Origin of the sequence: Mesorhizobium sp. M7A.F.Ca.US.010.02.1.1, assembly GCF_004023085.1 — a bacterium.
GTDB lineage: Bacteria > Pseudomonadota > Alphaproteobacteria > Rhizobiales > Rhizobiaceae > Mesorhizobium.
In genome coordinates this window covers 108,899-131,112 of sequence record NZ_RZRV01000004.1, presented here as the reverse complement: position 1 = coordinate 131,112, position 22,214 = coordinate 108,899, and the positions used below count along the sequence as shown (strand labels likewise).

Below are 22,214 nucleotides of genomic sequence, written 5' to 3'. Positions count from 1 at the left end.
TTGGTTGGCTGGATTCCGAAAGTAGTTTCTTTGTGAACAGCCCAAGAAAGCATGATCAACCCCTCGGCACGATGCCAGCCGATCCGGCGATCCAGAGCCGGCTCCTTTGCCCGCAGTCTGGTGCTAGGCTGCGGTTCGAGATCATAGTGGTTCCAGGTTGTCATCTTGGTCCAGGGCGAGCGATCGTGGTTCTGGTCTATCCTGACTAAGCCGTAGTCGTTTTCGCGAGCTCTGAAGGGCTCTCATTTGGTGACTAAAATGACGATTAATCGGCCGTGCGCTATTGGCCGCTGGGACTCGATAGTTCTCTTGTAGTCGACTGGGATAAGCTATCGTTTAGGAGGAGGGCATGCGTCTCTTCCGACGCGTTCTGAATTCACCGTGCCAAAGCACCGATCACATGGGGCAAGTGTCCATGTAAAGCTGGCGTCGATGACGCCAATTGCCCGATTACTGATGCCTAGGCTCGTCCGAAACCAAGTTCAGCGCACCCGCCATTCGGCTGAGTTCGGGAAGCGACTGCGCCCTCATTTTCCGCATCAGATTTGTCCGATGTACCTTGACGGTGGATTCGGAGATCCCGAGATCGCTGGCAATCTGCTTGTTCAGGCGGCCGGCAACGACTTCGACGAAGATCTCACGCTCCCGGGAACTAAGCGAGCCGAAACGCTCGCGAAGCGCACGCAGCATCTTGTCGCGATCCTTGTGGGCCCGATCGCGAGCAAGGCCGGTCTCAACGGCATCAAGTAGATCCTGATCGCGGAAAGGCTTGGTGAGAAATTCCAGCGCACCGCCCTTCATCGCTTGCACGCTCATCGTTACGTCAGCATGCGCCGTCATAAAGATGATGGGCAGTTGTCGATTGGCTGCAATTAGCTCGCGCTGAAACTCGAGACCACTCTGCCCCGGCAGCCTCACATCCAGAACCAGGCAGGTGGGGCCGTCCGTGGGATTAGCCTTGAGAAATTCGGAAACGGACGAAAATTGCCGTGTCTCTAAGCCGACCGTCCGCAACAGGCGCGCAACCGAGTCACGAAACTCAGGATCGTCATCAATGATCAGGACACTGGGATTTGCGTCACCCATCCGGTACTTGCCTTTAAGCGGAGTGCATCTTCCGACGATATCAGCTTCATCCTACAGGCAGTCGCCGAAGTCGAACAGCACCTCTCATCTAAGCGAACGGCTGAGCGATCTAAGCCATCGCTTAGGGATCGCGGCATTGCATCACAAGGAACTGCGGTTGACACTAGCGGTGTACGCAGGCGCGAGATCGAGGAGCGCCGTCGAAGCGAGGCTAAGATGCCTGATCCCGCCATATCAAAGCCAGCGCTGATATCGATTGTTGACGACGATCAGCTATTTCGCGACTCGATGCGGAGACTGATCACACTATTGGGCTACAATGTAGAGGCCTTTCCATCAGCTGCCGATTTTTTGGCCTCTCGTGTCTTGGCTGAGACCGCTTGCCTGGTCGCCGACATTCACATGCCCGGCATGACTGGCATTGAGCTCTATCGACATCTAGTCAAGGTGAGGTGCGCCCTCCCAACCATCTTGGTGACGGCATACCCCGATGAAGCAGCGAAAAAACAGGCGATGAAAGACGGCGTGGTTTGTTACCTTGGGAAGCCGATGGACGATGGCGAGCTTGAGCACTGCCTTAGCTTGGCCTTAAGCGCCAAGCCATTCGGAGAATATTCATGAGTCGTCCCGCGGAGGTGGCAGCGTAAACTGAAATAGGGCGCCGAAAGGCTTGTTCGGCTCCGCCCATAGCTGGCCACCATGGCTTTTGATAATGGATTGGCAGATCGACAGTCCCATCCCTACTCCGCTGTCCTTGGTGGTGTAGAAGGGTTCGAACATACGCTCAAGATTTTGCGGACTAATGCCTGGCCCTGTGTCCGCGACTTTGACGAGCACCACTCCGTCGGCTTCCCCTCGTTCGATTCTGACCGTTAGCTCATTTGCTCGTTCGTTACCCGAACCCATCGCGTCCACAGCGTTGAGAACCAAGTTTACAATTACTTGTTGCAGCTGAACGCGATCCCCTTGAACAGGAATCTGTTCTTCCGGCAATCGAGCAGTGATCGCGATTTTATTTTTCGCGAATGCGCTGTGTACCATGGCAAGAGCCTCGCGGACCGCCTCGTTGAGATCGAAGGGTTCCTTACGCGGAGGCGCTTTTTTGATGTGATCGCGTACACGGCCGACGATGTCCCGAGCCCGATCGGCGTCTCTGACGACACAGCCGATTGCCTCCCTGGCTTCATCCAGATTTGGCGGATCCATCTCCAGAAAACGCATTCCCGCGCGCGCGTTGTTACGCGCCGTGGCAATGGGATGCAGGATTTCGTGAGATAGCGAAGCAGCCAGCTCTCCCATTGTGCTCACGCGATTGATGTGAGCGAAATCCGACTGCATCTGCTGCAATCGGACCAACGCTTGCGTGCGATCCTCGACATCGGTCAGCAGAACGTACCAGCGGGTAATGCGCTCCGATGCGTCGCGGACTGGAATGCCGCGGATGTCGAACCACCTGAATTCGCCATCGAACCGTCGCAAGCGCGCCTCGATCGAATAGGGAACGCCCGAGGCGATAGACTTGGTGAAAATCTCTAGAAGGCGCGACAGGTCGTCACGATGTACAATTCCGCCTAGGCCCGAGCTCCTCAGTTCATCCAAATGCCGGCCACAATAGTTGACGATTTGGCGATTTACGGCTTCGACTTCACCGTTGGGAGCCAAGATCGCAACGAGGCCGGGTATCCCATCAATTGCAGACCGTAAGTTTCGTTCACTTTCAAGGAGTGCCTCTTCGGCGCGCTTGCGTTCCGTCAGATCGAGTACGAAGGCGACGCCTCCGTTACGGCCTTCTTCAAATCGAGTGCCGCCAAGCAACACAGGCGTTCGACCACCATCCTTACGAAAAAACTCTTTCTCGAATGCTTGAAAGGTACCGTTTGCTCGGAGCTCTGCCATGGCACGTTCATCCCGTTCGCGCCACTCTGCTGGGGTCAGGTCCTTCCAACGCAACCGGCCGGACACGACATCCTTACGCTCGTAATGAAGGATACGCAGGAAAGCTTCGTTGGCTTCAACGATGGTGTCTTCGTCACTCCAAATGCAGATGCCCAGGATGTTGGCGTCAACGAGGCGCCGGATCTTTCCCTCTCGATCCGCCAGATCGCGATAAAGTCGCGTATTCTCGAGCAAAATTGCAGCTTGCGACGCAAGCATCTTCAGGACGGTGACACGGTCCGGCGTGAACACATCTCGGATCAAATTGTTTTCAAGATAGAGAACGGCGATCAGCTTACCCTGGTTGACCAACGGGAGACAGAGGATGGAATGAACATGGCCTTGAACGATGTGAACATCGCCAGAAAATGCGTTTCGGGCCGCTGCATCACCGAGGATCACGGTCTCTCCGGTTCGTATTGCGTAGCGAATTAGCGTCTCTGGCATCTGGGCCGTGCTGGGCGCCCGCTGTTCTGGTACTCGCACGACGACGACCTCGCCACGCGCGGTCGCTTCTGCGTCTATCCGCAATTCTCCACTCTCGGGAGAAATCAGAAGCCCCCGCTCGGCGCCTGCGTGCTCGATAGCCGATCGCATGAGCCTGTCGATTAGCGTTTCCAGTACCATCTCGCCCGATAGCGCTTGCGAGACTCGGATGATCGTCGCGAGATCGAGATGCTCGACCGGCGTCGTGATCGTGGAGGTCGGACCGGCGATCGGGTGCTCAGGCCTGAGCCCAGGAAGCAGCCGATCGAGTTGCCTCACCTTTCCATCGGCTCCCCAGCGGAGATAGCAGTCACGGGCGTTTCGAAAATACGCGTTCGCAATCGTCTCGAAGCCGCGGGCAGCCCAGAATCGCGCGGCCAACTCGTTAGCCAGCCCTTCATTATGTAAGAAGCCTTGCTCGCGAGCCAGGCGAATTGCCCGTTCGTAAAGCTGCATTGCATCATTTTCTCGTCCTTCAAGCCTGGCCAGTTCAGCGCCGAGGAGTGCTGCGCGATTGGCGAAATTCTCGGGCCCGCTCTCGGCCCAATGAGCGATCCGGTCGTGATGAGAGCGCAATTCCTGCAGAGCATGATGCCGGCCCTCGGGAATAGCGGCTTCGCAATGTCCAGCCCAGGCGAGCGCTGTATAGAAATGGTATTCAGGCAGCTCTTGCTGGGACGGTAGCGTCCAAAGAAGCGACTCCGATTTCGATGCGGCCTCCACCGCTCCAACATAGTCGTCGGCGTGGACCTTGGCCTGCAGTTTTCGAATCCAATATCGCGAGGCGGCGATAGCCAGGCGAGCATCGCCTTCAAGACGCTGCTCGAAAGATCTTTCGCGGAATTCATCGTCCTCGAACGAATTCAGATCATTTGTTTGTCCTCGGAGCGCCCGGATCAACCTGATTTGCGCTACGATGACGTCGCCGATCTGCCCGAAGCCCACGCTTTGCACAAAAGCGAGAGCGCTGTTGGCCTCGTCCTCGACCTCCTCAAGTGGGTGTCCCGTTGCCAAAAGATTTGTAACCAGGTCGACCCGAGCGAAGGACGCAATGGTCAGATCGCCGACAGCCCGAGCGGACTCGAAGGCGCGTTGGAACAGTTCCTGACAGGTAGCCAGGGGCTGTATCCAGTGCGCGATGAAAAGTGTAAATCCATAGTGGGCGATACCCCTGCTGCGATGGAATCCGCGCTTCTCGACCAATTCCAAGGCAATTTTACCCACCCGGTATCCGGCCTGAGCTTGGTCCGGATACGGACTTGGCACGCTGCCTAAGACTGCGTACGCAAGACACGAGCCTTCGGTGTTTCCGTATTCAAGGCTGAGAGCAGCCATATGGATGATGATGAGGTGAAAAAGATTCACGTCGGTGAACTGCGCTGCTCCAATCACCGCCGTTAGTACGTTCATCGTCGCCTGCTGGTTCGGATCGCTCATCGCTGGCAGATCAAGCAGCGACTCGATCGATAACGTCTCGATCTGCCGCCACAATCGACCGCATTCCTTCCTGACATCTTCTGCTGTCGGGTTCAGCCGCCATCGAGGTTGATGCCGACGCAGATAGGCGTGACCCAAGGCGACGGCATCGTCGCTTCGATCCATTACCATGTAGAGGTTGACGCGCAGAGAGACGACAGCGCCGGCATCGACGGGGTTTTGAGCGCGCTTCGACAGCGCTGAGAGGCGCCGTTCCGCTTCCGCTAGTCGCCCAAGCAGATACTGGCACTCGCCCAATTGGAGCTCGATTTCGAAGATGAGCCTACGGTTCCGTGCCCATGCTGCTTTCCCAAGCAGGGAACGGCCGGCCGAGAGATATCTCAGCGCCGCCATTGAGGCGCCTGCCGCTTTTGCCCTTTTCCCGGCAATCAGGTTTAGTTCAGCGACTTGTTCGCGTTCCGGCTCGGTGGTGATCAGTCTCGCGGCTCGATCAAACTGGTTGACTATGTTGAAGATCGCCTCGCCTCTCTCTTCCGGTGGGATACCGGATGCGAGCAGTCGACCGATTGTCAAATGTGCGCTGGCTCGCGACCTTCTCGGGATCATCGCATAAGCGGCTTCCTGCACGCGGTCATGAGCGAACCTGTAACTGCGATCAAGGCGGTAGATCAGCTGATCGCGCAGCGCCTCCCAGAGGACGCCATGCATCTGTTCCTCGGGCATCTCCAGAATCATCGAGAGCGTCGCCACTTCGGCAAAGTTACCGAGGCAGGCGAGCTGCCGTAACGCGTTCTGCGTGTCGGGCGGTAATCGCGCCAGCTTCGGGGCGAGAAACTCCACGACATTTTCCGTATATTGCTTTGCGCTGATACTAGTAAGGTCCCAGGTCCACTGCCTCTGCTCGTGATCGAAGGTTAGGAGGCCTTCGTCGGCTAATACGTGCAGGAACTGGATCGCAAAGAAAGGATTGCCGTTCGTCTTCGCATGAACCAGTTGGGCCAGGGAGGACGCCCGCTCGACTTCGCAATGGAACGAGGCAGCAACAAGTTCCCCCAGATCCGGTACCGTCAGCGGGTTGAGCTTAATTTCCTCAATCCTGCCGAGGGGACGCATCATGTCCAACTTGCGCATGAGGGGGTGAGCCGCCGTGACTTCATTGTCGCGGTACGCACCGATGAGAAGAAGATTGTGCAGGTCGGACCGGCTCAACAGATCCTCAAGGAAGTCGAGAGTTGCGGCGTCGAGCCACTGCAAATCATCGAAGAAGAGGGCCAGGGGATGCTCAGGCCGCGCAAATACGCCAATGAACTGCCGAAGCAGCAGATGGAAACGCCGTTGCATGTCCTGAGGCGGCAGCTCAACCGCCGGAGGCTGCACTCCGATAATGAGCTTTATTTCGGGAACGAGGTCGACAATCAGTGCTGCGTTTTGGCCCAATGCTTCCCGCAACGCATCGCGCCACGGAGCAAGTTCGACTTCGCTTTTGCCGAGTAGCGGCCGGATCAGGCTTTCGAAGGCTTGTGCAAGCGTTGAGTAGGGAACGTCGAGTTTGTACTGGTCGAACTTGCCGGAGGCAAAAAGCCCCCGCGGAGGAACGAGTACCGGCTGAAGCTCGTTGATAAGCGAGGATTTGCCGATGCCGGAATAGCCGGAAACCAGCACCAATTCGGGCTCGCCACCTTTGACAGCCCGGTCGAACGCGGCAAGCAAAGTCCCGATGTCTCTCTGCCGACCGTACAGTTTTTCCGGAATCAAAAGGCGATCCGGCGTGTCGTGTTTGCCAAGCGAAAAGTCGTCAATCCGGCGCTGCGCCCTCCATTCGTGCGCGCAGCGGCGAAGGTCGCTCTCAAGGCCGGACGCGGTTTGGTAGCGGTCTTCAGCCGTCTTCGCGAGCAACTTCATTACCAAGGCCGAAACGATGTCGGGGATATCGCCCAACCGTTCAGCAGGCGCGACGGGCCACCTAGCGAGGTGGCAGTGTACCCATTCCATTGGGTCTTCGGCCGTGAACGGCAAAGTTCCGGCGAGCATTTGATAGAAGGTAATGCCGAGAGCGTAGAGGTCACTGCGGGAGTCGATCGACCGGTTCATTCGCCCGGTCTGTTCTGGCGCCATATAGGCGAACGTACCGGCGATCGTGTCAGCAGGGTGGACTGGCTGGCGCTCCCGCGGTAACGGCGATGCGATACCGAAACCCGTCAGCCGCACTTGATCAGTCGCAGCGTTAACCAGGATATTCGCGGGTTTGATGTCTTTGTGGATCAACCCGCTGCGGTGCAGCCTCTCAACAGCCTCTGCAATTCCGATGGCCAAGCGCAGAAAGTCAGCTATTTCCATAGGCCCCGTTAACAACTGGTCGAGTGGCTCGCCCCCCTCATCGTCGAGTATCAGTGTGGTTCGACCACCTTCGCGTACGAAATCCAGAGGTCGCGCCGCCCATACCTCGTCGAGCTTATCCCGAAGCTCGTATTCATGCATAAGGCGATCGACGCTTGCGCGTGATGGGCGCCTCGCGGCAAGCTCCACCATGAGGACAGCACGGTGTTCACCATTGTCGGTCGATCGCAAGCCGCGACGGAATATTCGCTCCCCGTCCTCCCACAAAATCTGAGAGTTGTTGCGTGAATAGTGTTGGCCGATCGGTGGCGGCTCCATTCGTCAGACTCCGGGCCACACCGGATCGGCCGCGGGCACCTTCCATTGAGTTGCCCGAGGCACGCCGATGCGGCATCTAATAAGCAACAATCTGACGCGTTTAGGGACGTTTTGCTAGCCGGGCAGCGCAGATGGTGGCTGATGCCGACATGGCCTTTGCCAACTATCTGCAGGATGGAGCGCGTTGTTGCGTTCGAGCGTGAGAAATCGGGCTGCCCGAAAACAAGGCAGGACGGCACGGCGCGGCTTGGGACGGCGCAGAAGCCCGCTTGAATCACCGTCGGCCCTGCTCTGCCAGACCGACACTATGGTCCTGACGATACGTTGGTCCAATCGCGTGCCGGAAGCCGGTGCCTCATGTTGAACAGATCCAGGATGCAAACACCGAAGGAGGGTCAAGTGGACGCCAAGACAATGACCTCGCAGATTCGCCTGACACGCCGGACGCCCGCCTATTGGCGAGTTACGTTTGACAATGCTCCGCTCAATGTCATGGGTCCGCAGATGGTGCAAGAATTCACACATCTGATTGACACCATTGAGGCTGACGAAGACGTTCGAGTTGTGGTGTTCGACAGTAGCATCGACGGATACTTCCTCAACCATTCAGACTTCAAGGCACGGATCGAGGATATGCTCGCGCTGCCGCCGGGGTCTACAGGGCTGCCGCCCTGGCCGGATTTTCTTGTGCGACTGACGCGCGCGCCTGTGGCCTCGATCGCTCTAATCCGAGGTCGCGCGACGGGTAACGGGAGCGAAATCACCCTTGCCTGCGATATGGCTTTCGCTAGCAAGGAAAAGGCCATCATCTCCCAGTGGGAGGTTGGCGTGGGTATGGTCGCCGGCGGCGGGCCGATGGCCCGTCTGCCTCACCTGATCGGTCGCAATCGGGCTATGGAGGTCCTTTTGGCCTCCGAGGACATCCTCGGAGATCAGGCCGAGGCGTATGGGTACGTGAATAAGGCGCTGCCTGACGCAGATCTTGACGCGTACGTTGATGCGCTCGCCACGCGCATTTCCAGGTTCGATAAATGGGCGATCGCGCAGACCAAGCGCTTGGTCAACGCCAGCCTTCCACCAGATGTCGAGCTGGGCGCGGGCTGGGAAGCCTGCATCGCCTCGCTGAGCCGACCCGCCGCTCAGGAAGGGATCAGAACGCTTACCGCTAAGGGCTTCCAGGCGCCCGGAGATGTCGAGAATCGGCTGGCTTTTCACCTAGGCGAGTTGCCGCCGCGATAACCGCTGTCGATGGCAACGGCGTCCTCTCAAACAGAGGCTAATCCCATGGATCTGCCCAAGAAAGCGAAGTTGGTTGCCGAACGTGTGGAAGCGGAAGCGACAAAGGCCGACGTCCAGTCGCAGTATGCATCATCGACGTTCACGGCAATCTGGTACTCCAACACCGGATGAACGGCGCGCCTATCTTCGCGCTCGAGATTTCCGAGCGAAAGGTATACTTCTGCCCTCGTACGCCTGCGCACGGCGGACATCCTGCCGCTCGTCCAGCCAGGCCAATCGCTTCTAGGTGGCGGCTCACGCGGAAAATGGCCCTCGGTGGTATGATGCTGTCGTCCTTTGGGCCTTGGCCGCTCGTGGGCCATGCGGCATGCATCTACCGAGATCCTGCATAGCCGCTGCTATCGAAGAGGACGCCCACGCAGTCAGCCGCAGACGAACAACCAAAAAAGCAATGTAGGGCCGCTCCAGCACGGCCAGCACGCGACGCGGTTTCTGGCCAGAAGGTCCAGCAGTCGCATGATCGTGATCGCGCGCCACATCGCGGCAACTTCGAACACTGGTTCTGTTCCAGCACTGTCTATTTGTCTTTCATACATGCTCTCAATCGCTCAAGCGGGCGAACTCTCGTGCCTATTAGACGGCAGTTTGTCCCAAGCTGACTTCTATCGAGGGGGGGTGAGTCCACTTTGTGGGCCGCGGCACAAAGCAGCACTAAAATCAAAATGTTATAAGTGAATTTTGGTGGGCCTGGAGGACGAACAAGAAGTGCGATGCAAAATACGGCTTTGCCGGCACCTTGAGAGCGTCTTGCCGATGTCAGGATGGCATACCATCGAGGGTCCATGAAAGTCGACGGCTTGGGGATCCACCGCAGCCGGCGCGAGGAACGCAGTTGGGGTGTGGAAAAAGCGATATGACGTAACGAACGTTCGAGGCACTCTCAGGAATGTCGAGTGCTTCACCCACGCTTGGCCGACTTAGCCGGAAGGGCGGCGCGGTTAACGCCGTGACGTCGAGGTTGATAGTCTTCTCCAAAAAGCCAGCGCGAGGCCTACGAGCAGTTCCCAGGGCGTTGGCGTCCCGCACGACGATCCGTGGACCAACCTGGCGGAACCGGCAGCGGACGAAACCGCTAGAAAGAACTCAATCATGGCGCCCCTCGTATTCTTCCCAACCATTCGGAAAGTGCAGGACAAATTGACGACCTGATGCGCAAATCCATTGCACCAACGTGTTGCCGATACCTTCGGAACTCGCCGCACCAGAGATAGCAAAGCATCGATTGGGTAGCCTGCACACCAACCAACGCGCCGTAGTCGCCGAACCCAAAAATCGACAGCTTTGATCCCTCCACTTGCTAATCCCGCTTTTGCTCGGCTCGATCAAAGGGGCACGGGGATGGGCGACAGCTTCGTAATCAGCCAAAAGTGAAGCAGAATGCCTCGACGCCAGGGCCAAAAAATTCGATATCGAATTGGCGGTCTACGATGGGCCCTAGTTGCCGGATAAGCTGGTACAGGCGTTGTTCGCTTACCGTTCCGTTGCCGTGTTCATCGACGTCAAGTCCGTGAGATCCGCCTGGTGGATGACCATCGATAAGGACGCGGAATTTCACGGACGTTCCCGGCGATGCCGGCCCCATCACCAGATGCAGATCGCGGGCGTGAAATCGGTACGTTATGCGGCCGTTGGTCCTTTTCACCGACACGCCGTCGCTTGCCATGATCCAGTCGCCCGAAAGCGCCCATTCGTTCAGGCGCAACTGTGCCGGCGCTTCAAAGAGATGCGACTTGTTGCGAATTACTCCGCCCAGGGAAACAAAGCCTTGGGTGCGTTCATAGCCGACATAATTTTCCCGAGACTTCAGGTTGGCTTTGTCCGCAGCGGCTTCGAGGCCGCGCGCATCGACCGACACCAGATCACTGCCTACGACCTCGTTGCCACTTTCTGCCAGCAATCGCTGAACGATCTTCTCGGACTCGTCGTATGAACCTTCACCGAAATGCTGATCACGCACTCGCCCTTGAGCATCGATGAAATAGAATGCCGGCCAGAAATTGTTGTTGAAAGCGCTCCAGATCGCTCCCTTACTGTCGATGGCGACGGGATAGTCGACCCCCAGCGCTTTCACCTCGCGGCGGACGTTCTCGACGTTCTTCTCAAACCGGAACTCCGGGGAGTGGACGCCAATTACGACCAGCCCCTGGCTTTGGTATTTTTTCGACCAAGCGCGGAGATAGGGTTGTGCGCGCATCCAGTTGATGCAGGTGTAAGTCCAGAAACTCACAAGGACGACTTTTCCACGGAGTGCCGTCGGCGTCAGTGGTGGCGAATTGAGCCACTCGTCGGCTTGCGTGATTGACGCCAACTCCGATTGGCCGGCAAACCAGCCGAAAATCGAGCCCTGGACGGATAAGCCGTGTGATCCTTTGGAACTCATCGATAGACCCATAGCGTCGGCCCCAAAACTGCCATTCGGCAGCCCAATCGAAGTGATGAGTAGGAACGAGGCCAACAAGAGGTTCGTCTTCATGCGCGAACTCCCTCCATGGTTTGATTGTGGTCTTCGACGCGGAAAATTGATGGCGGGCTTGCCCGCCACCATTTTAGGCGCCGTTCGCGGGGGCAATGACGGGGGACTATTTCATCCCGCCGAGGGCATTCACGTTGGCGCAGAACTCGGCATAGGGCTTGCTCATCGCTGCGTCGTTGCATTCGCGCATGATCATTTCGCGCATGGGCTTCGGCTTGGCCATGAAGACCGCCTTGAACTCAGGCATAGGCTTCAGGGTCTTCATCGAGGCGTCGGTGTAGAATGGCCCGATGTTGTCGACGACATCGAGTGCGCCGGCGAGGGCTGTGCTGCCGACACAAAAAAGTGCAAATGCACCGAGACCAATCGCTTTGATGTTCATGGTGTAGACCTCTCTTGGGTTTCGCCATCGTCCCAATGACGATGGGCGTCCAAAGGTACATCTGACGAGGGTCAGAAGTGATATGCAGATGACCTAAGCGATCTATTGGATGCTATTGCACGTTGGTATCGGCGATACTTTTGTACCGACACCCACATCGGCCGCCCGATTGCCGTCCCGAATGGAACGCCGCGCAATTTCCAGCGCTCCATCCACGTTTTGTGGATCGGCCGCCAGTGCCCGGAGGCAGGCGCCGGCATTGGTGATAATGCCTGAAAGCGGCTGGTCTACCTCGTGCGCAATCGATGCTGTCAGAGCAGCACAGGCTCATGATAGTGCGTACAAGTTCGGATTGGACTTTCTCAAGCGCTCCTGTCCAAATACCTACAGTAGTGCCGGTGAAGGCAAGGCAGTCAGTCCGAATGCTGGTCCGTGGGGGCTGGCAGTCCGTGAGAATATCCAGGTTACGCTTCGGATGTCGCTGCGGACCCGAGATGGGACGGAACAAGCTGGCTGGCACTCGCCCTTCCCACTGCCTTCTACCAGTCCCTTACGGTTCGTCGGCAAGAGTTTGGGAAAAGGACCTACCGTACGGATAGAATTGTTCCTTGCGGCCTTGTTTCCAAGCGGTTCGAAGCTCTGGTTGCGTAATGTCCCAGTCCGGGAAACACTTCCGCCCAACGGCCCGGAGGTCTTGCCGCAGCTCCTCGATTGTGGGGCGGCCGAAGTACCAGTAGCCGTTATACACACTGTAAACGATCAGTCCGGGCTCGAGAACAACGACGTGTGGTATCATTGGGTTGTGCGCCGGATCCGTGTACTCCGCGATATCTAAATCCTTTTGGATGGTACGTCGCGGGTCTGACAGGAAAGGCCAATGCGCCCCTACGCCGCTCCGAAACTCGTGGGTTTCCGCGACGGTGTCAGTGCTGATGGTGACCATCTTACAGTATCCTACCTCCATCTCACGATGAAGCTGAAGCAGGCGTTCCGCTTGGCATCTGTCCTTGGGGCAGAAGCTGCCACGACTAAGGACAATCACCATCGGATTCCAATCTTGGAGTTCAGACAGCCTACGTCGCTTTCCCGTGTGATCGCTCAATTCATAGTCTGGAAATGGCGCGCCCGGCACGATGTCCGATCTCATATTGTTTCCCTACGGGTTGGCATTCGCGAGCCAGCCCTGCGAGGGCAGGTAGCCCGTATCCGCCGTCGCAGTCCACCCGGACCGTCTCAGTGAAAATAGCGAACAAAGCCATTGGCAATCTATAATACGATCGTATCGCCGACCGGAGTAGGTGGCTATATCTTGCCGGTGTGACGGTGCCCTCGTGAGAATCCCTGGCGGGAAGCGTCACACGCTCTGCGCATTCGAAAGCTGGCGTCACTCATCCATGTCGCCTGCCAACTCCTAAAAGACGTCGGCGTCGCCTAGGTGGACTTCACTGCTCGGCATTGATGATGCCGAGGCCCAGTCCGAACCGCACGTCCTGCGCACTCGCCGATGCTCCTCGCTGGAGCCTGCCCTCAGCTTCCTTGATCGGATCCGCTCCGAGAAGGTGACGCAGCCGAATACTTTGTCTCGGCGATACCAAGGTTCAGTAGCGATATGGCTGCTGCCGCCGCAAACTCCCAGTCATTCCAACCTGACACAACTCAACAGGGGAACAGTGACATGGACATGCTTGCTCTGGCGAAGGACATCGCCGGTCATGTGAAGACGGAATCTCTGCGTGCCCAAGTTCCGATGGGCGTCAGCGTGATCGATGTTCACGGGAACACTGTGCTCCAGCATAGGATGAACGGCGCCCTCGCCTTTTCGATGCTGATTTCAGAGCGCAAGGCTTACACCTCCGCGCTCACGCAACTACGAACATCAGCATTATTCGATCTCGTGCAGCCCGGTAAAGACTCTTTCATTTGATGTCACAAGAACGCTTTTGCGCGATGGGTGGTGGCGCACCTCTCGTGCAAAACGGCGTAGTCGTCGGCGGCGTCGGTATAAGCGGCGGCACTGTTGCCCAGGATGTTGGGATACTGGAGGCAGCGCTTAAGCTTCTCAGGAACGCTGACCCGGAGACTCTCGCCCCAGCCGTGGTGACCTAGTTTCCTTGCGACGCCGCTGGCTCTCTTTCGTCTCCATTCATCGCAGGACTTCGGCTTTGAGCGGTTGGTACTGCCGAGAGATTTGTGAGTCTCTCGAGGAGCCACGCACAAAAAAACCTGCACCACTACTGGAACGGTGACTTGCGGCATAGGTGACTCGCGGCATAGAGGAAGTCCGCCGACGTCCTCCGTGCAAATATATCGCCGGCTAAGGTCCTTGCCAGAATCGCCTCCTGGAGCGCGCCAATTTTTTCCACCACTAAGTCGCAAGGCCGCGCGACACTGGTCCCGCGACCTCTCTCTTTTCGCCTCACGGTTAGGGCTATGCGGCGGTAGCACTGGCCGCCGCGCTGTTCAGAAGCTTTACGAGCGCCTGCGCTCCTGCGGTGGAAGATGCCGGGTTCTGTCCGGTAATCAACCTGCCGTCGGTAATTGCGAAAATTTCCCAGTTCCCCTTTTTTTCATAGAGACCGCCGAGCCGCTTGAGTTCGTCTTCGACGAGGAACGGCACGACCTTCGTCAGTTGCACTTCTTCTTCTTCACCGTTGGTGAAGCCCGTCACCCGCTTCCCCTTGACGATCGGAGCACCTTGATAGGTCACGCGATGCAGGACAGCGGGCGCGTGGCAGACGGCAGCCACTGGCTTGCGGGCATTGTAGAAGGACTCGATGAGCTTGATGGAGTCGGGATTGTCCACGAGGTCCCACATTGGACCATGGCCGCCTGGATAGAAGATGGCGTCGAAATCATCGGAACGGACTTCGCTCAATTTCTTCGTGGTGGCGAACACTTTTTGCGCGGCCTCGTCCTGCTTGAACCTCGTCATGGCAGGCGTCTGGTTCTCTGGCAGATCGCTCTTCGGATCGACCGGGGGTTGCCCACCCTTGGGTGACGCGAGCGTCAGATCGAATCCCGCATCGCGGAAGACATAGTAGGGTGCAGCGCCCTCCTCGAGCCAGAAGCCCGTCTTTCGCCCGGTGTTTCCAAGTATGTCATGCGAGGTGAATACCATGAGAATCTTCATGTGTAAGTTCCTTCCATTTCTGTTTCACAGCGGGTGGCCGTACGAATGGAATGTTGTCTGGGATCATCCTGCTTTGCATCTGCACATTGGTATCGCCAGCACCTTGGTATCGGTTGAGCAACAGCGTGGTCCGAAGCAGATGGTCTTGAGCCGCAACAATGTCGCTCAGACTTTCATGGGCTTCAAATTTCGAGAACGGGACCCCAATCCACACGGCCAGTCAGCAATCATTCCCGATCTCGCTGCCAGGAACTGGTCTCCGCCTTTGCCGAAACGCTCCATCTGCAGCAGGATCCTACAGACAGAAGCGAACGCTACTGCACGATGGTATGCCCGATGCCCGGAGCGTTCTGTTGAAGAACTACTCGAACGCAAGAGCTTCGCATCCTTTGGCGCTCCGCGCGGCGGAACCAAATGCCGCCGGGCCGCCGGCGGCGTCATGTTAGCTTCACGAGATCAACTCGATGTCAGGCTTTCCCTTCGGCCTTAGTCTTCCGATACTGGACGGTTGGAAGACCTCCCCAGCCCCAGTTGTCGAGCTCGACCTCTTCGATGACCACGTAGGTTGATTCGAGCGGCTTATTGAGGACGTCGAGCATGACTTGGCTGACGCCCGCGATGATGGCGGCCTTTTCTTCGGCCGTGACCGAGTTGCGATCAGGAGCCGAGCCCTCACGCGTTACCTGTACAGTGACTATGGGCATTTCGTAATATCCTCGTTCAAGATTTCGAATCTTTTTTCTAGGTTTCTAGGCGGCCATTGCCGCAAGATGCTTCTCCAGTTCATCGACATGCGCATAGCCAGCGCCGACCCTTCGCAGAGTTCCACCCTTCTTGAGGAACAGCGTGGGAAAGCTAGAAACGCCTATGGCACGAGCCGTCGCGAAGTCTGTCGCGACCTCTTCGATGGTACTCCGCTTCCTGTAGGCCTCGAGGAATTCATCGGGGTTGACGGGTGACTAAGTCCTTGAAAGCGCGGGATCCCACCTCCGCCAGTACGAAGCCGTTCGTGGTGTTAAGCGCATCGACGTAAAACGCGTGCTGGAATGCACGGAAAACCTTGAGAAGATCCGCCTGCGGGCGAAGGATCCGGGCGGTAACGACCGCGCGGCATACAGGCTCGGTGTCGTAGACGAACCCAGTCCTTGCAAGCAGGCCTTCACGGTTGAACGGCACCTCGCTGGCCTCCTCCACCTTCGCCAATGGTGCAGTCTGAACTGCTTGCCCGCGTCTCGGTCGCTCCGGCGCGCAGTCCACCGAGGATGATCGTCAATGAGACGTCCCGACGCCGATGCATCAGAAGTTCCATTTGCTTGGCAAATCCATAACACCAAGAGCACATCGGATCGGCGGCCAGCACGAGTTCCATTTTTTTCCTTTAGTTTGTCGGCAGGGCCCGCGGCGTAACCACGCCACGTGACCCGCTTCCTGGTGAACCTACTAGCGGCCAGCGTTCTGGCCACCGTCGACGTGTAGGATCTCTCCCGTGACGAAATTTGCGTTCTCGAGGTAAATCACGGCGTCGACGATGTCGCTGATCTCGCCCATGTGGCCGACCGGGTGGAGAGCGGATAGGAACTCGTGAGTTTCAGGCGCGTGCATCGGAGTCTTGATGATGCCGGGAGATACGGCGTTCACCCGGACCCCAGTCTTGGCGAATTCGATCGCCAGTTCCTTCGTCACAGCGTTCAATCCGCCCTTTGTGAGCGAAGCGAGAGCCGTGGGAACGCTCGACACCGGCTGGTTCACAAGGCTCGTCGTGATGCTGACGATGTGGCCGGAACCCTGCTTGAGCATCTCCCTCGCAGCCCGCTGCGTGATATGGAAGAAGCCCGAAACGTTCACGCCGAAGTTCAGGTCGTAGTCTTCCTGCGTAAAGTCGACGAAAGGCTTTGCAGTGAAGACGCCTGCGTTGTTGACCAACGTGTCGATCCGACCGAAGCGTTGGATCGCCTCGCGGACGACGCGCTCGGCGGTCTCTGGATTGGAAATGTCGCCCGCTACGGCATGCACGCCGTCATCGGAACCCGGCTTGATCGAACGCGAGGTGGCGACCACGCGGTAGTTCCGCTGGCGATAGGCGCGGACAAGACCTTCGCCGATGCCCTGTGATGCACCAGTGATTATAGCGACCTTCTGCTGATTGCTCATAGTATATATCCTTTTCAATTGCTGCGGCCCTTGCTCGAGCCGCCCGGCGCCCTCGGCGTTGGTGCGATTGATTTAAGGGCTCACAATCATCGGGAGAATTGCTGAGCAGCGGCATTCACTTCACCGCTTTTCGGCAGAATGTCTATTGCGCGTAGTTTATCGGCGCTTCGCGATTCAGGCGTAACGAGTGGGCCGCAGCCAATACCAAAGTGTCGGGCACACCTTCGGACAATACCGGTCAGAATCCACCTTGTTTACCTGACGTCACCGCGAAAAGACCCTGCGGCGGGCTAACAATAGGAGCCGACATGACCGACCCGACGCTGCAAGCGAAACCACCGGCTAAGACATTAGACACCAGTCCGCCCAGCATGAATCTTGAACTCGTTGTAATCCCGGTATCCGACGTGGATCGTGCTTTAACGTTCTACAAAAACCTGGGCTGGCGGCTGGACATCGACCACGGCAAGGGCGACGATTACCGCATTGTCCAGTTAACCCCAGTCGGCTCAGGAGGCTCCGTGATGTTCGGCCAGAACATCACCACGGCGGCGCCCGGCTCTGCCCAGGGCATGCATCTAGTCGTGCCCGACATCCTTGCCGCGCGCGACGACCTCGTACGACGCGGCGTAAAAGTCAGCGACCTTTCCACGACGTCGGCGGAATCTTCCATCACTCTAACGGCAAGGGAATTGCCAAGGGGCCGAATCCCGATAGGAAGAGCTATGCCTCTTATTTGACGTTCGAGGATCCCGACGGCAACGGATGGACCTTGCAGGAGGTGACGGCGCGTCTACCTGGAGCTCCTACCGACACCAGCTTCACGACGCAGCTTCACGAAGCCGTCTGGGGATCTGAGCGGTAAGCGAATTTGTTGATTCAGGTTCGGCTCGCGCAGGGCTCGACTACGTCACCACGTCCCACGCCTATTGCAATCAAATCTCGTGCGATCTGACTGAATGCATTGCGTGGTTTTCATTGCGCTTCAAGGAAACGCAGGACGTGGTGACGGTTTGCTCGACTTAACACTGGCGCTAAACGGTGTCGATAAATCACGAAGGCCGGCGCATCCCCGCCTGAGGGCGTCCGCTCGACTCACCTTGGAGTGACCCTGGCTCGAAACGCTTTGAAGCAGAACGGCGATCTTGCAAGTCGCATCGTCGAAGACAAGGCCGGGAATTTTGGGCGCATTGAGCCCTGACCGGCGGATGCAGGTTCCGTTCGCTTTACAAACACGGTCGTTCCCTGCACCGCCGCTAAATGCGAACGCACGTCGCAGAGGCAGACCGCGACGGCCGCTACAAGATCCATTTGTTCATCAAACATGGTGCAGCGTCCAGCGGCGGGCCCTCCGACAGCAAGGCAAAATCACGACGGGCGATACCAAAGTGCACTTATGCAGGGGCGGCGTCAGGGATAGCGTCTAGACATCGCCTCCGTCTTCGACAAGGCGATCCGCTGCAAGCAGCGAAACGCTCCTGCGTCCTCCCCTCCGCCGGAGCGCGCGGATTTAGCCAAGATCCGCCTTGGGGCCGTCTCCTTCCGCCGGGAGACGGCCTCTTTCAAACGCCCCGCCCAGTGACATGCAATGGCAGCGGACGCCGCTTTAGGTCGAATAAACCGTTCAAGGAAAATAAAATGAAGAAGACCCGCCCCCCGGGTATTTTGCGCTACGACCATCCGGCAGGTGGCTGGGATGCGTTGAAGGCGGTTGCCAAGACGCTGGCCCGCCAGCAGATTGCCGTGCAGGGCAGCAGAACCTTGCTGAGGGCGAACCAGCCGGAAGGATTCGACTGTCCCGGATGCGCGTGGCCAGACCCCAAGCACACCTCGTCGTTCGAGTTCTGCGAGAACGGCGCCAAGGCGATCACATGGGAGTCCACCGCGAAGAGGACCGATGCGAGCTTCTTCGCGGAACACACCGTGTCAAAACTCTGGACCTTGAAGGATCACCAGTTGGAAGATGCCGGGCGTATCACGCTCCCACTACGCTACGACACCTCCAGCGACCGCTTTGAACCAATCGATTGGGAAGCGGCATTCAAGTTGATCGGCAGCGAACTGAATACTCTCGTCTCGCCAGATCAGGCGGAATTCTACACGTCTGGACGGGCTTCCAACGAAGCTGCGTTTCTATATCAGCTTTTCGTTCGCGCCTACGGCACCAACAATCTCCCGGACTGCTCCAACATGTGTCATGAAGCCACCAGCGTTGGCCTTCCAAAATCCATCGGCGTCGGCAAGGGGACAGTGACGCTCGAAGACTTCAATCACGCCGACGCGATCTTCAGCTTCGGACACAATCCGGGTACCAACCACCCGCGAATGATGACGACTCTTCATCAGGCGGCGCGCCGCGGCGTTCCAATCATAGTCTTCAATCCCCTTAAGGAGCGCGCGCTCGAACGGTTCGCGGCGCCCCAAGACCCCGTCGAGATGGTCACGATGTCCTCGACGCCGATCGCCTCGGCCTATCACCAGGTCCGCGTGGGCGGCGATATGGCCGCTCTAAAGGGACTCATGAAGGCGGTTTTCGAGCTCGACGCAGCAAGTCTTGCCGCAGGCCGCGGCGGAGTCCTCGACAGGCAGTTTATCGGCGAGCATACCTCCGGTATTGATGCACTTCGCGCCGACGTCGAAGCCACCCGTTGGGACGAGATCTTCGAGGCCAGCGGCTTGACGAAGCAGGCCATCGAGAGCACTGCGGGCGTCTACGCGAAGGCAGAAAGGGTCATCGTCTGCTACGGCATGGGGATCACGCAGCATGCGCGGGGCACCTACAACGTCCAGCAGATTGCAAACTTTTTGATGCTGCGAGGAAACATCGGCCGCGAGGGCGCAGGCATCGCGCCTATCCGGGGTCACTCGAACGTTCAGGGCGACCGGACAGTCGGCATAACCGAGATTCCGAGCAAGACACTTCTCGACGGCATGGAACGTGCGTTTGGATTTCGACCGCCAAGCGGGAAAGGCCACAACGCGGTCGACGCCGTGGAAGCCGCTATCGATGGCCGCGCCAAGGCGCTGATCTGCCTCGGCGGCAATCTCGCTGTCGCAATGTCTGATCCAGAGGCCACGTTTCAAGGCATGCGCAAACTCGACCTTTCGGTGCATATCGCAACGAAGCTCAACCGCTCCCATCTGCTAACCGCGAAGACTACCCTCGTGCTGCCGTGCCTCGGTCGCACCGACCTCGATATGCAGTCATCGGGACCACAGTTGGTTACCGTCGAAGATTCGATGTCCATGGTTCACGCGTCGCGAGGCTTCCTGTACCCACCGAGCGATCTCGTCCGATCCGAGCCGGCAATCATCGCAGGGATCGCCAAAGCCACGCTTGGCGATCGGCATGGCATCAACTGGGACGGCATGATCGCAGACTATGACGTTATCCGCGACAAGATCGAGGAGGTCTTTCCCGACTTCTGTGAGTTTAACAAGCGCGTGCGCAAGCCAGGCGGGTTCAGGCTGGACATCGCGGCGTCGTTTCGCCGGTGGGACACCCCTGGGGGCAAGGCAAATTTTCTGACATCTCCAGGCCTTTGGGAAGATCCTCTACCCGACGGTCATGACTCACTAATGCTGACCACGATCCGTAGCCACGACCAGTACAACACGACCATCTATGGATTGGACGATCGTTATCGCGGTGTGTTCGGGCGGCGCGACGTGGTCTTCATGAATGGCGAGGATCTCGCCGGCCGAGGACTGAAAGACGGAGATCGTGTCGACGTCCAGGGGATGACCGAAGGGGCAGACGACAAGCATCTCGTGCGCGGATTCACGGTTGTCGCCTATGACATTCCCAGAGGTTCGATGGCGGGCTACTATCCGGAGATGAACGTGGTCATGTCGCTCAATCACTACGATCGATTGTCAGGCACGCCATCCTACAAAGGCGTTCCGGTTCGAGTATCACTAGCTTCATCCTGATCGCAAAAGAAATCGTCTCCGTCGTGTCGTGCGCCTCCAAACAATCAGTTCGCAAGAGAAGGCGACGAGGCCGTCACCGTCAGTCACTCCCGACACCTTCGTCTACTAGCGGTTTTGACCCGTCAGTCTCAAACTTCGCTGGTCAACCGCCGCGCTGCGATAGAATTTTGAGCGGCAGCCATTCATCGTCCATCATCAGAGAGGCAATCATGCGCAATCTTGAATTTGAGAACCTCACACGTCGGTCTTTCGGCGGGGTCGCACTAGGACTGACGGCGGCGGGTATCCTCCCCGGACGCGCCGCGGGTGCGGACCAGGGAAAGAAGGCCGTTCGTAAGAATAGCCATGAACTGGTTGCCGACAAGCGTATAGACGCCGGAGACCTCAATATCGGATACGCCGAACTGGGCCCTGCCGACGGCTCGCCCGTGATCCTTTTTCACGGTTGGCCGTATGACATCAACGCCTTTGCCGAGGTGGCCCCGGTGCTCGCAGAGAGGGGGCATCGTGTGATCGTGCCACATCTGCGCGGATACGGCAGCACGAGGTTTCGTTCCGACGACAGGATGCGCAATGGCCAGCCGTCGGCCCTTGCCGTAGACGCCATAGAGCTGATGAACGCACTTAAGATCGGCAAGGCGACGTTGGGCGGGTTCGACTGGGGTGCGCGGACAGCCGACATCGTAGCCGCGCTCTGGCCGGAACGATGCAAAGGCCTGGTTTCCGTCAGCGGTTACCTGATCGGGAACCAGACCGCCGGAAAGTCCCCCCTCCCACCCGCTGCCGAACTCCAGTGGTGGTACCAGTTCTATTTTGCGACGGATCGTGGCCGAGACGGGTATGAAAAATACACGAGCGAGTTCGCTAAACTGATCTGGCAACTCGCCTCCCCGCATTGGAAGTTCGACGACCCGACGTTCGAGCGAAGCGCCAAGGCGTTTGCTAATCCGGACCACGTCGCGATCGTTGTTCATAACTATCGCTGGCGGCTTGGTCTGACGAAAGGCGAGAAGCGGTTCGAGGAGTTCGAAACCAAGCTCGCTTCCGCTCCCGAAATCCACATTCCCACGATCACGATGGAGGGCGACGCTAACGGAGCCCCCCATCCGGATCCTAAATCCTACGCCGGGAAATTCAAAGGGAAGTACGAACACCGTCTGATAACTGGCGGGGTTGGCCACAACCTCCCGCAGGAGGCCCCCGAGGCCTTCGCCAAGGCGGTCCGGGATGTCGATTCCTGGGCGTGA

At 57.9% G+C, this 22,214-nt stretch carries 17 protein-coding genes; 8 read left to right on the top strand and 9 right to left on the bottom strand.

From position 1 onward, the window contains the following. Window positions 1–450: 450 nt before the first annotated feature. Window positions 451–1,086 carry a response regulator gene (locus EOA19_RS05625; RefSeq protein ID WP_128302959.1) on the bottom strand — a complete coding sequence of 212 codons (636 nt, stop codon included), beginning with the start codon at window positions 1,084–1,086 and terminating at the stop codon, window positions 451–453. A gap of 216 nt (window positions 1,087–1,302) precedes the next feature. Here EOA19_RS05625 and EOA19_RS05620 point away from each other — a divergent pair, with 216 nt between their 5' ends. Then, window positions 1,303–1,707: a response regulator gene (locus tag EOA19_RS05620; protein ID WP_031213567.1), complete on the top strand. Its 405-nt coding sequence runs from the start codon at window positions 1,303–1,305 to the stop codon at window positions 1,705–1,707. Here EOA19_RS05620 and EOA19_RS05615 read toward each other — a convergent pair. Continuing rightward, entirely contained in the window at window positions 1,702–7,599 is a 5,898-nt protein-coding gene (locus tag EOA19_RS05615; RefSeq protein WP_128302958.1) for an AAA family ATPase, read from the bottom strand. The two genes, EOA19_RS05620 and EOA19_RS05615, sit on opposite strands and share 6 nt — an antisense overlap. 414 nt (window positions 7,600–8,013) lie before the next feature. Here EOA19_RS05615 and EOA19_RS05610 point away from each other — a divergent pair, with 414 nt between their 5' ends. Together EOA19_RS05610 and EOA19_RS36370 are read left to right on the top strand one after the other, a co-directional pair. After that, a complete protein-coding gene (locus EOA19_RS05610) occupies window positions 8,014–8,838 on the top strand; it encodes an enoyl-CoA hydratase/isomerase family protein (RefSeq protein ID WP_164892871.1) in 825 nt (274 codons plus the stop codon). A gap of 45 nt (window positions 8,839–8,883) precedes the next feature. Continuing rightward, window positions 8,884–9,009, top strand: a complete 126-nt coding sequence (locus tag EOA19_RS36370) for a hypothetical protein (protein ID WP_023812740.1) — start codon at window positions 8,884–8,886, stop codon at window positions 9,007–9,009. 1,246 nt (window positions 9,010–10,255) lie between these two features. Here the strand turns inward: EOA19_RS36370 and EOA19_RS05600 are convergent. The 3 genes from EOA19_RS05600 to EOA19_RS05585 all read right to left on the bottom strand — a co-directional run bounded on the left by EOA19_RS05600 (window position 10,256) and on the right by EOA19_RS05585 (window position 12,900). After that, complete coding sequence (locus tag EOA19_RS05600) at window positions 10,256–11,371, bottom strand: redoxin family protein (protein ID WP_023812739.1); 1,116 nt, start codon at window positions 11,369–11,371, stop codon at window positions 10,256–10,258. A 106-nt stretch (window positions 11,372–11,477) separates the two neighbouring features. Next, window positions 11,478–11,753 carry a hypothetical protein gene (locus EOA19_RS05595; RefSeq protein WP_023812738.1) on the bottom strand — a complete coding sequence of 92 codons (276 nt, stop codon included), beginning with the start codon at window positions 11,751–11,753 and terminating at the stop codon, window positions 11,478–11,480. A 550-nt stretch (window positions 11,754–12,303) separates the two neighbouring features. Beyond that, window positions 12,304–12,900, bottom strand: a complete 597-nt coding sequence (locus EOA19_RS05585; protein ID WP_023812737.1) for a redoxin domain-containing protein — start codon at window positions 12,898–12,900, stop codon at window positions 12,304–12,306. A 528-nt stretch (window positions 12,901–13,428) separates the two neighbouring features. Here EOA19_RS05585 and EOA19_RS36365 point away from each other — a divergent pair. Further along, a complete protein-coding gene (locus EOA19_RS36365) occupies window positions 13,429–13,677 on the top strand; it encodes a heme-binding protein (protein WP_164892856.1) in 249 nt (82 codons plus the stop codon). A gap of 504 nt (window positions 13,678–14,181) precedes the next feature. Here the strand turns inward: EOA19_RS36365 and EOA19_RS05575 are convergent. Further along, window positions 14,182–14,883 (bottom strand): type 1 glutamine amidotransferase domain-containing protein, encoded by a 702-nt coding sequence (locus EOA19_RS05575; RefSeq protein WP_128302956.1) that lies wholly within the window; start codon window positions 14,881–14,883, stop codon window positions 14,182–14,184. Between EOA19_RS05575 and EOA19_RS05570 the strand changes: the two genes are divergently transcribed. Beyond that, window positions 14,870–15,373 (top strand): hypothetical protein, encoded by a 504-nt coding sequence (locus EOA19_RS05570; RefSeq protein ID WP_128302955.1) that lies wholly within the window; start codon window positions 14,870–14,872, stop codon window positions 15,371–15,373. The genes EOA19_RS05575 and EOA19_RS05570 overlap by 14 nt on opposite strands. Here EOA19_RS05570 and EOA19_RS05565 read toward each other — a convergent pair. From EOA19_RS05565 to EOA19_RS05555, 3 genes are all read right to left on the bottom strand, one after another. Then, window positions 15,351–15,587, bottom strand: a complete 237-nt coding sequence (locus tag EOA19_RS05565; RefSeq protein WP_128302954.1) for a 4-oxalocrotonate tautomerase family protein — start codon at window positions 15,585–15,587, stop codon at window positions 15,351–15,353. The genes EOA19_RS05570 and EOA19_RS05565 overlap by 23 nt on opposite strands. A gap of 235 nt (window positions 15,588–15,822) precedes the next feature. Then, window positions 15,823–16,086 (bottom strand): hypothetical protein, encoded by a 264-nt coding sequence (locus tag EOA19_RS35790; RefSeq protein WP_245273263.1) that lies wholly within the window; start codon window positions 16,084–16,086, stop codon window positions 15,823–15,825. Between the two features lie 237 nt (window positions 16,087–16,323). Further along, entirely contained in the window at window positions 16,324–17,034 is a 711-nt protein-coding gene (locus tag EOA19_RS05555) for an SDR family oxidoreductase (RefSeq protein WP_023812734.1), read from the bottom strand. A gap of 308 nt (window positions 17,035–17,342) precedes the next feature. Here EOA19_RS05555 and EOA19_RS05550 point away from each other — a divergent pair, with 308 nt between their 5' ends. From EOA19_RS05550 to EOA19_RS05540, 3 genes are all read left to right on the top strand, one after another. Further along, window positions 17,343–17,774: a VOC family protein gene (locus EOA19_RS05550; RefSeq protein WP_245486069.1), complete on the top strand. Its 432-nt coding sequence runs from the start codon at window positions 17,343–17,345 to the stop codon at window positions 17,772–17,774. Between the two features lie 898 nt (window positions 17,775–18,672). Further along, window positions 18,673–20,967 carry an FdhF/YdeP family oxidoreductase gene (locus EOA19_RS05545; RefSeq protein WP_128302953.1) on the top strand — a complete coding sequence of 765 codons (2,295 nt, stop codon included), beginning with the start codon at window positions 18,673–18,675 and terminating at the stop codon, window positions 20,965–20,967. A 209-nt stretch (window positions 20,968–21,176) separates the two neighbouring features. Further along, entirely contained in the window at window positions 21,177–22,214 is a 1,038-nt protein-coding gene (locus EOA19_RS05540) for an alpha/beta hydrolase (protein WP_023812731.1), read from the top strand.

Coding starts and splice junctions, on each gene's coding strand:
- EOA19_RS05625 (WP_128302959.1), bottom strand. CDS start 1,086: ATGGGTGACGCAAATCCCAGTGTCCTGATCATTGATGACGATCCTGAG.
- EOA19_RS05620 (WP_031213567.1), top strand. CDS start 1,303: ATGCCTGATCCCGCCATATCAAAGCCAGCGCTGATATCGATTGTTGAC.
- EOA19_RS05615 (WP_128302958.1), bottom strand. CDS start 7,599: ATGGAGCCGCCACCGATCGGCCAACACTATTCACGCAACAACTCTCAG.
- EOA19_RS05610 (WP_164892871.1), top strand. CDS start 8,014: ATGACCTCGCAGATTCGCCTGACACGCCGGACGCCCGCCTATTGGCGA.
- EOA19_RS36370 (WP_023812740.1), top strand. CDS start 8,884: ATGGATCTGCCCAAGAAAGCGAAGTTGGTTGCCGAACGTGTGGAAGCG.
- EOA19_RS05600 (WP_023812739.1), bottom strand. CDS start 11,371: ATGAAGACGAACCTCTTGTTGGCCTCGTTCCTACTCATCACTTCGATT.
- EOA19_RS05595 (WP_023812738.1), bottom strand. CDS start 11,753: ATGAACATCAAAGCGATTGGTCTCGGTGCATTTGCACTTTTTTGTGTC.
- EOA19_RS05585 (WP_023812737.1), bottom strand. CDS start 12,900: ATGAGATCGGACATCGTGCCGGGCGCGCCATTTCCAGACTATGAATTG.
- EOA19_RS36365 (WP_164892856.1), top strand. CDS start 13,429: ATGGACATGCTTGCTCTGGCGAAGGACATCGCCGGTCATGTGAAGACG.
- EOA19_RS05570 (WP_128302955.1), top strand. CDS start 14,870: ATGAGAATCTTCATGTGTAAGTTCCTTCCATTTCTGTTTCACAGCGGG.
- EOA19_RS05575 (WP_128302956.1), bottom strand. CDS start 14,883: ATGAAGATTCTCATGGTATTCACCTCGCATGACATACTTGGAAACACC.
- EOA19_RS05565 (WP_128302954.1), bottom strand. CDS start 15,587: ATGCCCATAGTCACTGTACAGGTAACGCGTGAGGGCTCGGCTCCTGAT.
- EOA19_RS05555 (WP_023812734.1), bottom strand. CDS start 17,034: ATGAGCAATCAGCAGAAGGTCGCTATAATCACTGGTGCATCACAGGGC.
- EOA19_RS05550 (WP_245486069.1), top strand. CDS start 17,343: ATGACCGACCCGACGCTGCAAGCGAAACCACCGGCTAAGACATTAGAC.
- EOA19_RS05545 (WP_128302953.1), top strand. CDS start 18,673: ATGAAGAAGACCCGCCCCCCGGGTATTTTGCGCTACGACCATCCGGCA.
- EOA19_RS05540 (WP_023812731.1), top strand. CDS start 21,177: ATGCGCAATCTTGAATTTGAGAACCTCACACGTCGGTCTTTCGGCGGG.